Raw genomic sequence first — 13,105 nt, 5'->3', positions numbered from 1 at the left:
CTCATCCCCCTCTCCGGGCCTTTGTCCCGCTTTCAAAGAGCCGCCACGGCGCAGCCTCCGCGCCGTGGCGGTTTTTTGTTGCCTTTGCCCCACGGTCAAAAGCGTTTCGCCACGCAGTCTCAAATCCCCGTGAAGTCGGCGCAGTTCGGCTTCATTGCAGGCATTGTAACTTGTCTTCGCGCTCCTTCCCGCGTAGGCATAGGCATGGCCTTCAATCGTATGGAATCTGCGACTTACCTGGCCAGCTTGTTGGCGAGGGGTTTCTCGCGCGCCCTACAGGAGCGCGGTCAGAAACTCGGCTTTGCCCCCGGGCAGTTCCCGGTCCTCCTGGAATTATGGTCCGAGGAAGGGCTGACGCAGAGACAACTTCTCGACCGGCTCGACATCGAGCAGGCAACCATGGCCAATACGCTCGCCCGAATGGAGCGCGACGGCCTTATCGTCCGCCGCAAGCATCCGAACGACAAGCGTTCGCAGCAGATATTCCTGACGGAACGAGCCCGTAAGATGGAGGCGGCCGCGAAGGAGGCTGCCGCAGCAGCGGAGCAGTCGCTGCTTTCCGGCTTTCGCCGCTTCGAGAAAGAACTCATGCTCCAATATATGCGCATGGCGCTCGCGAATACGGCGCGCCACGGCGACGCCTCCTGATTCTCTTCATCTGACAATTTATCGTTGCATCAAAAGTTTTCGCTTAAAGCCGCCGGGTTTCGATTCTAGTTTTGCCGCGAAAACCAAAAAGGATTCGCATGATGGCAGATATCACCCCGGTTCTCGAGCGCGCCGACGCAAATCTCCCGCAGAGCCTCGAGCGGCTCTTCGACCTCGTCCGCATCAAGTCGATTTCCACCGATCCCGCCTTCAAGGCGGAGTGCCGCAAGGCTGCCGAGTGGCTGGTGGCGGAACTCGGAACGCTTGGATTCGAAGCCTCGGTGCGCGACACGCCCGGCCATCCGATGGTCGTCGCCCATCACGCTGCCGAGAAGGCGGACGCTCCGCATCTGCTCTTCTACGGCCATTACGATGTGCAGCCGGTCGATCCCCTCAACCTCTGGGAGACGCCGCCTTTCGAGCCCTCCGTCAAGGAGGTCGAGCCCGGCCGCAAGATCATTACCGGCCGGGGTACGGCCGACGACAAGGGCCAGTTGATGACCTTCGTCGAGGCAGTGCGCGCCTATAAGGAAGCCCGTGGTGTCTTGCCCTGCCGCATCACCATTCTCTTCGAGGGCGAAGAGGAATCCGGCTCTCCGTCGCTCAAGCCCTTCCTCGAAGCCAATGCCGGGGAACTCAAGGCCGAATACGCGCTTGTCTGCGACACCAGCATGTGGGACCGGGAGACGCCTGCGATTTCGGCAGGCTTGCGGGGCCTCGTCGGCGAGGAGGTCGTCGTCAAGGCGGCGGACCGCGACCTGCACTCCGGTTATTTCGGTGGCGCGGCGGCGAACCCGATCCACATCCTGGCCGAGATTCTCGCCGGCCTTCACGACGAGACCGGCCGCGTGACGCTCGACGATTTCTACGAAGGCGTCGAGGAGACGCCGGCGGAGATCAAGGCTACGTGGGAAACGCTCGGCCAGACCGCCGAGAAATTCCTCGGCGAGATCGGCCTCTCGATCCCTTCCGGCGAAAGGGGCCGCTCCGTGCTCGAACTCACCTGGGCGCGGCCGACCGCGGAGATCAACGGCATCACCGGCGGGTATACCGGCGAAGGATTCAAGACGGTGATCGCCGCGGAAGCCTCCGCCAAGGTTTCGTTCCGCCTCGTCGGCAAGCAGGACCCGGCCAGGATCCGCGAAAGCTTCCGCACCTATGTGCGCTCGAAAATCCCGGCGGACTGCTCCGTCGAATTTCATGCGCATGGCGGTTCGCCGGCTATTCATCTGCCCTATGATTCGGCGCTGCTGACCACGGCGAAGGCGGCACTTTCGGATGAATGGCCGAAGCCCGCCGTCGTGATCGGCATGGGCGGCTCCATACCGATCGTCGGCGATTTCCAGCGGATGCTCGGCATGGAATCGCTGCTCGTCGGGTTCGGTCTTTCCGACGACCGCATCCACTCGCCCAATGAGAAATACGAGCTCACGTCCTTCCACAAGGGCATCCGCTCGTGGGTCCGCATTCTCGACGCACTCGGCACGCGGTAAGGCATTGCAGGCGGGGGGCTATGGTGAACACCGTTCGGCCATTGTCCACCGCCTTCAGCCCTGAATGACAAATCGCACCGGCTCGACGGATATCAAGTCGACTTTGCTTGACCTGCCTGCCTTGGGATGCTTCCCTTTTTGAAAACAAATCAAAGTGGGAAATGGGCTGTTGGCAAGTGCAAGGATCGGGACGCCTCGTCCCGAGCATGTTTCTTTCAATACGCAGAATGGGCATCGCCACCTCGGCGGAACCGCGATGCGCTTGGCGTGCCTCCAACCGGCCGCTGCTGATGGACACGCGCATCGCCGCGACACTTCGCTTGTAAATCGATTTCCGCCGGGGAATCGCGCAGAAGCCCCGGCATGAAACGGCTCAAGGCATATTTCTGGCCCGTCGTCGGGCTGGCGGCGATTTTGATTTCGGTGCGCGCGCTCGTCGATGAACTGCGCGGCCTGTCTCTCAACGAATTCCTGGCGAGCTTCCAGGCCATATCGCTCGAAAGCTGGCTGCTCGCGATCGGTTCGACGCTTGTCGCCTATGCGGCGCTTGCCGCCTATGACCGGCTGGCGCTCGATCATCTCGGCCACCGCATCTCGCTGTGGTTCATCACCCTCTGCTCGTTCACCACCTATGCGCTTTCGCACAATCTCGGCGCCTCTGTCTTTTCCGGCGCGGTGGTGCGCTACCGCGCCTATCGGTCAAAGGGCCTGACGCCCGGAGAGGTGGGCGTGCTCGTCGCCTTCTGCTCCTTCACCTTCACGCTCGGCACGCTGATGCTCTCGGCCATCGTGCTGCTCCTGAGGCCGAATATCATCGAGAGATTTTCGGAGTTCCTGCCGATCGAAATGTCCTTGACGACGGGGTGCCTCATTCTCGCGCTCATCGCGCTCTACGTCCTAGGCAGCCTGGTCGGCATGCGGCCGCTGCGCACGCGCTGGTTCCAGCTGCATTACCCGCGGCCCTCGATCGTGCTTAGGCAATTGATCATAGCCCCCGTCGAGCTCCTGGGCGCTGCCGGCATCATCTATTTCGCGCTGCCGGAAGCCGGCAATCCCGGCTATGTGGTTATTCTGGGCATCTTTCTCGCATCCTTCTCCGCTGCGCTGCTCTCCCATGCGCCGGGCGGCCTCGGTGTGCTTGAATTCGTCTTCATCGCGGCGCTGCCGGAAATGGACCCGGCCGACGTTCTGGCCGCGCTTGCCATTTTCCGGCTGCTCTACCTCCTCGTGCCTTTCGTGATGGCGCTCGTCGTCATCCTCGTCTTCGAGCATTCCCGCTTTCTGGCCGAGCGTGGCGCGAAGGAGCCGTAGGGTTTCGATTGTGCTAGAGCGCCTCCAGCAAACCGCTACGCACTTTTCCCGGAATTGCTCGAGGCATCAGGGGACGTTGCAGGTGGCGGGGATCGCCTCCTCGATGGGGCCTTCGGCTTCGTCGAGCCGCGCCGTCTCGATCTGATAGGGCGTGAAGGGCGGCACCTGCAGCGACGGATTGATGATCCTCGTCACGTAACAGCCGGAGAAGAAGCGGGCCTTTCCGCCTTCTTCGATGGATTTGATCGCGACCGGAACGGCAGAATAGATGCTGCCGGCAGCGCCCTCCGTGAGGACCTTGCCGAACTTCGCTTCCACCGACACCGTCTTCGCGTAACCGTCCGCGAAGGCCTTGAATTCGCCGACGGGCTTCGACGCGCCGAAGTAGCCGTAGGCTCTGGCATATTCCTTCCGATTGATCGCGTTGTAGAGCGAGCGGACGAGCGCCGCGCCGTCGGAGCGGTCGTCGACATAGGGGAATTCTTCCTGTGCCCTGGCCTCGATACCCTGCGCGGCAAGGGCGGCAAGGGCAATCAGCGCGGTGCAGCGAATCCTCATACTCTCTCCTTTCGAACGGACGAGCCCGCCGGCCGAGAAGCCGGCGCGATCGCGAGTGTCCGGCACGAACCCGACGATTTTGAGTCGAAGGAGAAGACCTTACCGCGGCGGCAGACGGGATTTCTGCCGGCCGACGACATGCTCGCGCCAGAGGGTGAAGATGCCGGCGGCGACCACCAGCACCGAGCCGATGATCATGCCAGTCGTCAGCGTCTCGCCGAAGATGGTCACCCCCATGATGGAGGCGAGGACGAGCTGCAGGTAGGTAAGCGGCTGAACCGCGGCGGCATCGAGCATGTCGTAGGCGCGGATCAGAAAATAATGGCTCGACGTGCCGGTGATGCAGAGCAGCACCATCCAGACCCAGTCCGCCCCCGAAAGCGTCGCCCAGAAGAAGGGCCCGACGAGACTGATCGCGAAGGCACCGACGGTGCCGGTGTAGAAGAAGCTGGTCATCGCCGAGTCCTCACGGCTGGCAAGCCTGGTGGTGATGACATAGAAGGCGAACATCACGGCTGCGGCCAGCGGCAGCAGAAAGTTCAGGTCGAACGAGCCGTCTTCCGGCCTCAGGATCAGAAGAACGCCGAGGAGTCCGACGGCAATCGCCGACCAGCGCCGCCATCCGACCCGTTCGCCGAGCAGCGGCATCGACAGGAGCGCCACGAAGAGCGGGGTGGCGGCGAGGATCGCCTGCGAATGCGCCAGCCCGACGATGGTGAAGGACGTGATCACCACGACGATCTGCACGGGCAACAGGACGCCCCGCAGGAGCTGAATGAGCGGCTTTCTCGTCACCGCGGTCGCGGCAAAACCGCCTGGCGCCCGCGCCGCGATGGCCGCAGCGAACCCGGCAAAGGCCCAGTAGCGGATCATTGCCACGAAGACCGGCGGGTAGATGGCGCCCAGATGCTTCGAGATGCCGTCCTGGATCGAGAAGATGACGATCGCCAGAAGCGCGAAGACGTAACCGTTTGCCTTGGATCTCATGGGGTGGTGATACACGCGCTTTGCGGCCGCAGCCACGAGTTTTTCGCCCTATGCATCTCGCCTGACCCGAAGCGCGTCGCGCGAACGCCACGCGTTTTAGGCATCGCCAGATACAGAAAGACCCCGAGCCGGGAGGAGGTGGCTCGGGGTCTTAAACTTGATCGGTTCTGGGAGGAGGAGTGAACCGACCGAATGCCGGGCGCCGTGGGAGGAGGTACAGCGCTTCGACAAGGAGAAGAATAGATCATTCTCGCTGAGGTAATAGTGCGAATGTTGCATTGCAGCATTGCACCGGATGCAAGACGGCGTTCAGCCTTCCAAAGGTCCGGACCCGGGAAGCCAGCGCCGATGCAAGGTTTTGAACAATCTGCCTTTTTCGCAAGAGAGCTCTTAACTCCCCCTTAAATTGCCGCATTTAAAGTACAACGGATCGGCACCAGCGGAGGGGGTGGAGCCTCCCGCACGACAACGGCACGGCCGGGATCGCTTGCGGGCGATGGGCACCCGGTCCGGCCCCAAAGGGATATTTCCTTCCGGCATGGCGAGCGGCAAATCAGGACAGCGGATCGAGCCTTCCTTCGGCGGTAACGACGGCGACGGCGGCGACCTGCGCGTCGATGCGAGCGATCGCGTCGCGGGCGGCGGCAGCAAGCCGAGGCGCGCCAAGTCGCCCGAACGCGGCGCCAAGCGAGAAAAGCGCGGCAAGCGCGCCGGCGGCCGCGGCTCCGGGAGAAGCGGTTCCGGCGGCGGGTTCTTCGGCCTCGTCCGGCGGCTCGCCTATTGGTGCGTCGTGCTCGGCATATGGGGTGCGATCGGCGTCGGCGGGCTCGTGCTCTATTACGGCGCGCGCATGCCGAGCGCGACGAGCTGGTCGATCCCCGAACGGCCGCCCAACGTCAAGATTCTCGCGACGAATGGCGACATAATCGCCAACAGGGGCGCGACCGGCGGCGAGGCGGTCGCTCTCGAAGACATGTCGCCCTATATCCCGCAGGCGGTGATCGCCATCGAGGATCGCCGCTTCTATTCGCACTTCGGAGTCGATCCGCTGGGGCTGGCGCGCGCCATGCTCACGAACGTCATGAGCGGCCGCATGGTCCAGGGCGGCTCCACGCTCACCCAGCAGCTTGCCAAGAACCTGTTTCTCTCGCCGGAGCGGACGCTGGAGCGCAAGGTGCAGGAGGTGCTGCTCGCCTTTTGGCTGGAGCAGAAATACACCAAGGACCAGATCCTGGCGATGTATCTCAACCGCGTCTTCTTCGGGTCGAACGCCTATGGCGTCGAGGCGGCCTCGCGGCGCTACTTCAACAAGTCGGCGCGCGACGTCAATCTCGGCGAAGCGGCGCTGCTCGCGGGCCTTCTGAAAGCTCCTTCACGGCTGTCGCCGGCCCGAGACCCCGAAGCGGCGGAGGAGCGCGCACAGCTCGTGCTCGGCGCAATGCGCGAGGAAGGCTTCATCAGCGATTCCGAGATCAAGACGGCCATGTCGCAGGCACCGACACGGGCAAAGAGCTTCTGGTCCGGCGCCGAGCACTATGTCGCCGACATGGTGATGGACCAGGTCCCCGGCATGATCGGCGAAGTCACGCAAGATCTCGTCATCGATACGACCATCGACCTTACGCTCGAGAAGAAGGCGGAGGAGGTGCTCGCCGAGAGGCTCGAGACCGAAGGCGGCAAGCTCAACGCCTCCCAGGCGGCGCTCGTCTCGATCGACGGCACAGGCGCCATCCGGGCGCTCGTCGGCGGCAGGGACTATGCCGAAAGCCAGTTCGACCGCGCCTCCAAGGCGAAGCGCCAGCCGGGCTCGGCCTTCAAGCCCTTCGTCTATGCGGCGGCGCTCGAGATCGGCCGCACGCCGATGTCCGTGCGCAACGACGCGCCGGTCCGGATCGGCAACTGGACACCTGAGAACTACGATCAGAAGTACCGCGGCGAGGTGACGCTCGCCGATGCGCTCGCCAATTCGCTGAACACCATCGCCGCCCAGCTCGTGATGGAGGTCGGGCCGCAGAACGTGGTCAAGCTCGCGCACCGGCTGGGCATAGATTCCGACATGCAGGCCAATGCATCGATCGCGCTCGGCACGTCGGAAGTGACGCTGGTGGAGCTGACGTCCTCCTATGCGCCCTTCATGAATGGCGGCTTCAAGGCGACGCCGCACGTCATCCGGCGCATCTCCACCGCCGATGGCACCGTGCTTTACGAGAACACCTACGACAACCCGCCGCGGGTGCTCGATCCGGCGATCGTCAGCGAGATGAACCGTATGATGGTGCGCGTGCTGACGGACGGCACCGGCAAAAATGCGCGGCTGCCGGGCTGGGAGGCGGCAGGGAAGACCGGAACGACGCAGTCCTTCCGCGACGCGCTGTTCGTCGGCTACACCTCCAACCTCGCGACCGGCATCTGGTTCGGCAACGACGACGGAAAATTTATGAAAAAGGTCACCGGCGGCGGCCTTCCCGCCAGGGCCTGGCACGATTTCATGGTTGCGGCGCATGAGGGTCTTTCGCCCTCGCCGCTCTTCGGCACGACGGGCGTGCAGCCGGTCTTCGACGAGGGCGGCATCGCTGCTGCCGGCGAAATGCCGGCCGATGGCTTCGACGCGGGTAGTCCCGATGTCTTCCCCGAGCGTCCGGCAGGCATGGACGGCGTCGAAAGCATGGACGGCATGGCCGCCGTCGATCAGGTCCGGCCTGCAGAACAGGCCGGAGGGCCAATCCCGCCGGCCGGCGTCGGAGAGACCACCGGTGGAACCCGCCGAACGACGCTGTTCGACCTGCTGACCGGCGGCTGAACCAGCGGCAGCGGGCCGCCGCCGGGTGTTTGTGGAAGACGGCTTGCATTTGCCGTCGATCCCCCCGCAGAATGCCTTGCAGTCCGAAACGCCGGTCCTTATATACGCCGCATCGATGCAGCCGCGGCTGCGATGAGACACAAAGACCATCCCGTTAGGGGCTGTCCCACGAATGCCTGACCGGGTTCCGACAGTCCGCTGCAAGGAGAGAACGACATGGCTAAAGTTATTGGTATTGACCTGGGAACGACCAACTCCTGCGTCTCCGTCATGGACGGCAAGGACGCGAAGGTGATCGAGAACGCGGAGGGCGCGCGCACGACCCCCTCCATGGTGGCATTCACCGAAGACGGCGAACGTCTCGTCGGCCAGCCGGCCAAGCGCCAGGCGGTGACCAATCCAGAAAACACGCTTTTTGCGATCAAGCGCCTGATCGGCCGCACCTTCGAGGATCCCACGACCCAGAAGGACAAGGGGATGGTCCCCTACAAGATCGTCAAGGCCGACAATGGCGACGCCTGGGTCGAAGCCCACGGCACCAGCTACTCTCCGTCGCAGATCTCCGCGATGATCCTTCAGAAGATGAAGGAAACGGCCGAGTCCTATCTCGGTGAAAAGGTCGAAAAGGCCGTCATCACCGTTCCGGCCTACTTCAACGACGCACAGCGCCAGGCCACGAAGGATGCCGGCAAAATCGCCGGTCTCGACGTGCTGCGCATCATCAACGAGCCGACCGCAGCGGCACTTGCCTATGGCCTCGACAAGAAGGAAGGCAAGACGATCGCCGTCTACGATCTTGGCGGCGGCACGTTCGACATCTCGGTTCTCGAAATCGGCGACGGCGTCTTCGAAGTGAAGTCGACCAACGGCGACACCTTCCTTGGCGGTGAAGACTTCGACATGCGCCTCGTCGAATATCTTGCCTCCGAGTTCAAGAAGGAGCAGGGCATCGACCTCAAGAACGACAAGCTCGCGCTGCAGCGCCTGAAGGAAGCTGCCGAAAAGGCGAAGATCGAGCTCTCGTCCTCGCAGCAGACCGAAATCAACCTGCCGTTCATCACGGCGGACGCTTCCGGTCCGAAGCACCTGACGATGAAGCTGTCCCGCGCCAAATTCGAGAGCCTGGTCGAAGACCTGATCCAGAAGACCATCGCGCCCTGCAAGGCCGCGCTCAAGGATGCCGGCGTTTCGGCTGCCGAGATCGACGAAGTCGTTCTCGTCGGCGGCATGACCCGCATGCCGAAGGTTCAGGAGACGGTGAAGCAGCTCTTCGGCAAGGAGCCGCACAAGGGTGTCAACCCGGATGAAGTGGTTGCCATGGGCGCCGCGATCCAGGCCGGCGTTCTGCAGGGCGACGTCAAGGACGTGCTGCTGCTGGACGTCACCCCGCTATCGCTCGGCATCGAAACGCTTGGCGGCGTCTTCACCCGCCTGATCGAGCGCAACACCACGATCCCGACGAAGAAGAGCCAGGTCTTCTCGACGGCCGACGACAACCAGTCCGCCGTGACGATCCGCGTCTCGCAGGGCGAGCGTGAAATGGCGGCCGACAACAAGCTGCTCGGCCAGTTCGATCTCGTCGGCATTCCGCCGGCACCGCGCGGCGTGCCGCAGATCGAGGTCACGTTCGACATCGATGCGAACGGCATCGTGCAGGTGTCCGCCAAGGACAAGGGCACAGGCAAGGAGCACCAGATTCGCATCCAGGCCTCCGGTGGTCTTTCCGACGCCGAGATCGAGAAGATGGTCAAGGATGCCGAAGCCAATGCGGAAGCCGACAAGAAGCGTCGCGAAGGCGTAGAGGCCAAGAACCAGGCCGAAAGCCTGGTGCATTCTTCGGAGAAGTCGCTCCAGGAACATGGCGACAAGGTTTCCGAGACGGACCGCAAGGCGATCGAGGATGCAATCGCAGCGCTCAAGAGCGCCGTCGAAGTTTCCGAGCCGGACGCCGAGGACATCAAGGCCAAGACCAATACCCTCATGGAAGTCTCCATGAAGCTCGGTCAGGCGATCTATGAGGCTCAGCAGACGGACGCCGCCCATGCGGATGCCGCCGCCGACGCCAAGCGCTCCGGCGATGACGTGGTCGACGCCGACTACGAGGAAGTCAAGGACGAAGACGACCGTAAGCGGTCGGCCTGACGGCTTCGCCTTTCGATGAACGGGCCCGGGAGCGATCCCGGGCTTTTTCATAGATGGTTCACCGGCTGCAGTCCCAAGGCGCGGAAGCGAACCGACCCTGCGGAGGAAAGTGGCTGCGAAACCGCCGTTTTCCGACAAAAAACCGCTTCCGCCCCGACTTGGCTATGGTATCGCGCTTAAAGGTTTACTAAATCCTGTGGCAAGATAATCAGGCAGCCGTCGGATCCTTCGCGCTGGCAAGCCCTGTCGCTGATAACAGGACGATCTTTGAAGCATGAAACGTGATCTTTACGAAACGCTTGGCGTTCAAAAAAACGCGGACGAAAAGGAGCTGAAGAGCGCCTTTCGCAAACTCGCGATGAAATATCACCCGGACAGGAATCCCGGCGACCAGGAGTCGGAAAAGTCTTTCAAGGAAATCAACGAAGCCTATGAGACGCTGAAGGATCCGCAGAAACGCGCGGCCTATGACCGCTACGGCCATGCGGCCTTCGAGCAGGGCGGCATGGGCGCAGGCTTCGGCAACGGCTTCGCCGGCGGCGGAGCGCACGGCTTCTCCGATATTTTCGAGGACATCTTCGGCGAGATGATGGGTGGCCGTCAGCGCCGCTCGTCAGGCGGACGCGAGCGCGGCGCGGACCTGCGCTATAACATGGAGATTTCGCTCGAGGAGGCCTATTCCGGCAAGACGGCGCAGATCCGCGTGCCGACGTCCATCACCTGCGACGTCTGCACCGGCACGGGCGCCAAGCCCGGTACCAGCCCGAAGACCTGCGGCACCTGTCAGGGCACCGGCCGCGTCCGCGCGGCCCAGGGCTTCTTCTCGATCGAGCGGACCTGCCCGACCTGCGGCGGCCGCGGCCAGACGATCGCCGACCCCTGCACCAAATGCCACGGCCAGGGCCGCGTCGTGGAGGAGCGGACGCTCTCGGTCAACATTCCGGCCGGTATCGAGGACGGCACGCGCATCCGGCTTTCCGGCGAGGGTGAGGCCGGCCTTCGCGGCGGCCCGGCGGGCGACCTCTACATCTTCCTCTCAGTGAAGCCGCACGAATTCTATCAGCGCGACGGCGCGGATCTCTATTGCGCCGTGCCGATCTCTATGACGACGGCGGCGCTCGGCGGCAAGTTCGACGTCACCACCCTCGACGGCACCAAATCGCGCGTCACCGTGCCGGAAGGCACGCAGGCCGGCAAGCAGTTCCGCCTCAAGGGCAAGGGCATGCCGGTGCTGCGCTCCAGCCAGACCGGCGATCTCTATATCCAGATTCAAATCGAGACGCCGCAGAAGCTCACCAAGCGCCAACGCGAGTTGCTGCAGGAGTTCGAGCAGATCTCGTCCAAGGAGAACAATCCCGAATCGACGGGATTCTTCTCCCGGATGAAGGATTTCTTCGACACATTGAGCGAGTGAGCCAATGCTCTGGGCGATTACGCCGCGCGCAGCCCCTCATCCCGCTGCCGCGACCTTCTCCCCGTTCTGACGTGGAGAAGGGACAAGCGGCGGCGCTACCAGTCCCCTTCGCCCCGCTTGCGGGGAGAAGGTGCCGGCAGGCGGATGAGGGGCTAAGCCGCGGCGCTATCACTTAAATCGAAGCCGAAATGAGCTGCCAAAGGCCGAACGCCGCGAGCAGAGATCCGGCGACGCGTGAGAGAACGCGGCCGGTCGGTATCACCTTCTCCGCGAGCACGAAGATGGCGATTGCCGCAATCCAGAGCACATTCATGATGCCGCCGACGAAAAGAAGCGTCATCAGCGCCCAGCAGCAGCCGATGCAATAGACCCCGTGGCGCAGGCCCAGTCCGACGGCTCCCGCGGGATCGCGGCGAAAACCGCCGTGCCGCTGCAGGAAGACGATCGGCGTCTGACATTGGCTGAGGCAGGCATCCTTGAGCGGCGTCCATTGGTAAAGACCCGCGATCACCAGCACGACACCGCTGAAGATGCGACTGGCGCTTGCCAGCGCCGGCGTCAGGAGGGTTCCCTCCATGAGCCATTGTCCAAGCGTCGCGACGAGCGCGAATCCCGCCCAGGCAAGGAGATAGCCGCCGGCGAAGAAACCGGTCGCGGCGAAGGGCTTGCCCGCTATCCGGCTTTGCCGGCCGACCCGGGCGTAGAGCAGGATCATCGGCGTCGCCGAAGGCAGCATCATGCCGACCATCATCACGATCCACATGGTCAGGGTGACGCCGGCTTCCACGGAACTCCAGGGACGCGGCGAGATGCCGAGGACGGTGCCGAGCGACAGGGCGCCACCGGATCCCATCTCCATGCCATCCATATCCATGGCAGGGTCCATCTTCATGTCCGCTTCCATGCCGGGAGCGGACATGCTCATGCCGTCGATGTTCATGGCTGCCGCCAGCCAGAGCGTGTATGTCCAGGCGACCACCGTCAATGCGGCGAGCGACGCTGCCACGATTGCCCGATCCCGTCGCAGCAAGCTTTCAAGCGCGGTGTCGGGCGGCATGGCGTCAGTGAACCACGCCGCTTCCGGTCATGTGCAGTCTGGCGAAGTGGGCGTGCGAATCGGCGAGCGAAACTGCCAGCGGCCCGCTCGTCTCGGCCCAGCCGCGCCCCACCTCGCAGCGGTCATATTCGAACCCGTGCGGAAGGTTGATGCGCGCGTGATGCTCCTCACCGGTCACCGGATTGACGATGGGCTCGCCGCGAGCCTCCATCCATCCCGGAATATTGACCCGCGCCGAGCGTCTTTCGACGTCGATCTCGAAATCGATCGGCGCGAAAACCGGATCGTGGAAGGTCTCGAAAGTCGTCGCGAACACCTGGAAGAAGGTGGCGCCGGGCTCGGTGTCCTGGCCGCTCATGATCCGCAGCAGCGCCTCCCGCTGCTCGTCGGAGGCACGCTCGTCGATGATCGGAACCACCGCGCCCCTGCCCTCGTGAATGGCACCGGGCCAGGATACGATCATGCCGCACCTCAGGCCGTCGAGCCGGGTATCGCCATGGTGCCCCTCGTCGATGTCGACGATCCCGATCGCGCGGCAATGCCCCTCGGTGGGCAGTGCGTTGAACTGGCACGGGCAGCCATAGGCGCAATTGCAATGGATGAATTCGCGGCCCTTGATCGTCCACTCGACGTCCGTCATCGTTTCCTCCCCAGATACGATGGAAGTTCACTCTTCTCCGGATGCAATTCCATTA

The 13,105-nt window shown here is 63.3% G+C and carries 10 protein-coding genes; 6 read left to right on the top strand and 4 right to left on the bottom strand.

Features of this window, described 5'->3' with window-relative positions:
- Positions 1 to 204 precede the first annotated feature (204 nt).
- From M1D34_RS14755 to M1D34_RS14745, 3 genes are all read left to right on the top strand, one after another.
- The gene (locus M1D34_RS14755; RefSeq protein ID WP_003531925.1) at positions 205 to 648 is read left to right on the top strand and encodes a MarR family winged helix-turn-helix transcriptional regulator; all 444 of its coding nucleotides are present in this window, start codon (positions 205 to 207) and stop codon (positions 646 to 648) included.
- A 98-nt stretch (positions 649 to 746) separates the two neighbouring features.
- Complete coding sequence (locus M1D34_RS14750; protein ID WP_498779650.1) at positions 747 to 2,141, top strand: M20/M25/M40 family metallo-hydrolase; 1,395 nt, start codon at positions 747 to 749, stop codon at positions 2,139 to 2,141.
- Between the two features lie 363 nt (positions 2,142 to 2,504).
- Positions 2,505 to 3,452 carry a lysylphosphatidylglycerol synthase transmembrane domain-containing protein gene (locus tag M1D34_RS14745; RefSeq protein ID WP_153314034.1) on the top strand — a complete coding sequence of 316 codons (948 nt, stop codon included), beginning with the start codon at positions 2,505 to 2,507 and terminating at the stop codon, positions 3,450 to 3,452.
- Positions 3,453 to 3,518: 66 nt separating this feature from the next.
- On the opposite strand, the gene M1D34_RS14740 is transcribed toward M1D34_RS14745, so the two are convergent.
- Together M1D34_RS14740 and M1D34_RS14735 are read right to left on the bottom strand one after the other, a co-directional pair.
- Entirely contained in the window at positions 3,519 to 4,010 is a 492-nt protein-coding gene (locus M1D34_RS14740) for a hypothetical protein (protein WP_028011097.1), read from the bottom strand.
- Positions 4,011 to 4,109: 99 nt separating this feature from the next.
- A complete protein-coding gene (locus tag M1D34_RS14735; protein WP_498779647.1) occupies positions 4,110 to 5,033 on the bottom strand; it encodes a DMT family transporter in 924 nt (307 codons plus the stop codon).
- 502 nt (positions 5,034 to 5,535) lie between these two features.
- On the opposite strand from M1D34_RS14735, the gene M1D34_RS14730 reads away from it, so the two are divergent.
- The 3 genes from M1D34_RS14730 (at position 5,536) to dnaJ (ending at position 11,353) form a co-directional block, all read left to right on the top strand.
- On the top strand, positions 5,536 to 7,797 hold the full coding sequence (locus tag M1D34_RS14730; protein ID WP_027990423.1) for a transglycosylase domain-containing protein: 2,262 nt from the start codon (positions 5,536 to 5,538) through the stop codon (positions 7,795 to 7,797).
- A 216-nt stretch (positions 7,798 to 8,013) separates the two neighbouring features.
- Positions 8,014 to 9,939: a molecular chaperone DnaK gene (gene dnaK, locus M1D34_RS14725; protein ID WP_003531910.1), complete on the top strand. Its 1,926-nt coding sequence runs from the start codon at positions 8,014 to 8,016 to the stop codon at positions 9,937 to 9,939.
- 274 nt (positions 9,940 to 10,213) lie between these two features.
- Entirely contained in the window at positions 10,214 to 11,353 is a 1,140-nt protein-coding gene (dnaJ, locus tag M1D34_RS14720; protein ID WP_003531907.1) for a molecular chaperone DnaJ, read from the top strand.
- A gap of 172 nt (positions 11,354 to 11,525) precedes the next feature.
- Here dnaJ and M1D34_RS14715 read toward each other — a convergent pair whose 3' ends face one another.
- Positions 11,526 to 12,410 carry a DUF2182 domain-containing protein gene (locus tag M1D34_RS14715; RefSeq protein ID WP_498779644.1) on the bottom strand — a complete coding sequence of 295 codons (885 nt, stop codon included), beginning with the start codon at positions 12,408 to 12,410 and terminating at the stop codon, positions 11,526 to 11,528.
- Between the two features lie 4 nt (positions 12,411 to 12,414).
- On the bottom strand, positions 12,415 to 13,050 hold the full coding sequence (locus M1D34_RS14710) for a DUF1326 domain-containing protein (protein WP_003531903.1): 636 nt from the start codon (positions 13,048 to 13,050) through the stop codon (positions 12,415 to 12,417).
- Positions 13,051 to 13,105 lie beyond the last annotated feature (55 nt).

The sequence above is a fragment of the Ensifer sp. D2-11 genome, from assembly GCF_054161295.1.
This window is presented reverse-complemented; position numbering and strand designations above follow the sequence as displayed.

Bases quoted from the DNA above. Each gene is read 5' to 3' on its own strand.
- M1D34_RS14710 (WP_003531903.1), bottom strand. From the start codon at position 13,050: ATGACGGACGTCGAGTGGACGATCAAGGGCCGCGAATTCATCCATTGC.
- dnaK (WP_003531910.1), top strand. From the start codon at position 8,014: ATGGCTAAAGTTATTGGTATTGACCTGGGAACGACCAACTCCTGCGTC.
- dnaJ (WP_003531907.1), top strand. From the start codon at position 10,214: ATGAAACGTGATCTTTACGAAACGCTTGGCGTTCAAAAAAACGCGGAC.
- M1D34_RS14740 (WP_028011097.1), bottom strand. From the start codon at position 4,010: ATGAGGATTCGCTGCACCGCGCTGATTGCCCTTGCCGCCCTTGCCGCG.
- M1D34_RS14730 (WP_027990423.1), top strand. From the start codon at position 5,536: ATGGCGAGCGGCAAATCAGGACAGCGGATCGAGCCTTCCTTCGGCGGT.
- M1D34_RS14715 (WP_498779644.1), bottom strand. From the start codon at position 12,410: ATGCCGCCCGACACCGCGCTTGAAAGCTTGCTGCGACGGGATCGGGCA.
- M1D34_RS14750 (WP_498779650.1), top strand. From the start codon at position 747: ATGATGGCAGATATCACCCCGGTTCTCGAGCGCGCCGACGCAAATCTC.
- M1D34_RS14745 (WP_153314034.1), top strand. From the start codon at position 2,505: ATGAAACGGCTCAAGGCATATTTCTGGCCCGTCGTCGGGCTGGCGGCG.
- M1D34_RS14755 (WP_003531925.1), top strand. From the start codon at position 205: ATGGCCTTCAATCGTATGGAATCTGCGACTTACCTGGCCAGCTTGTTG.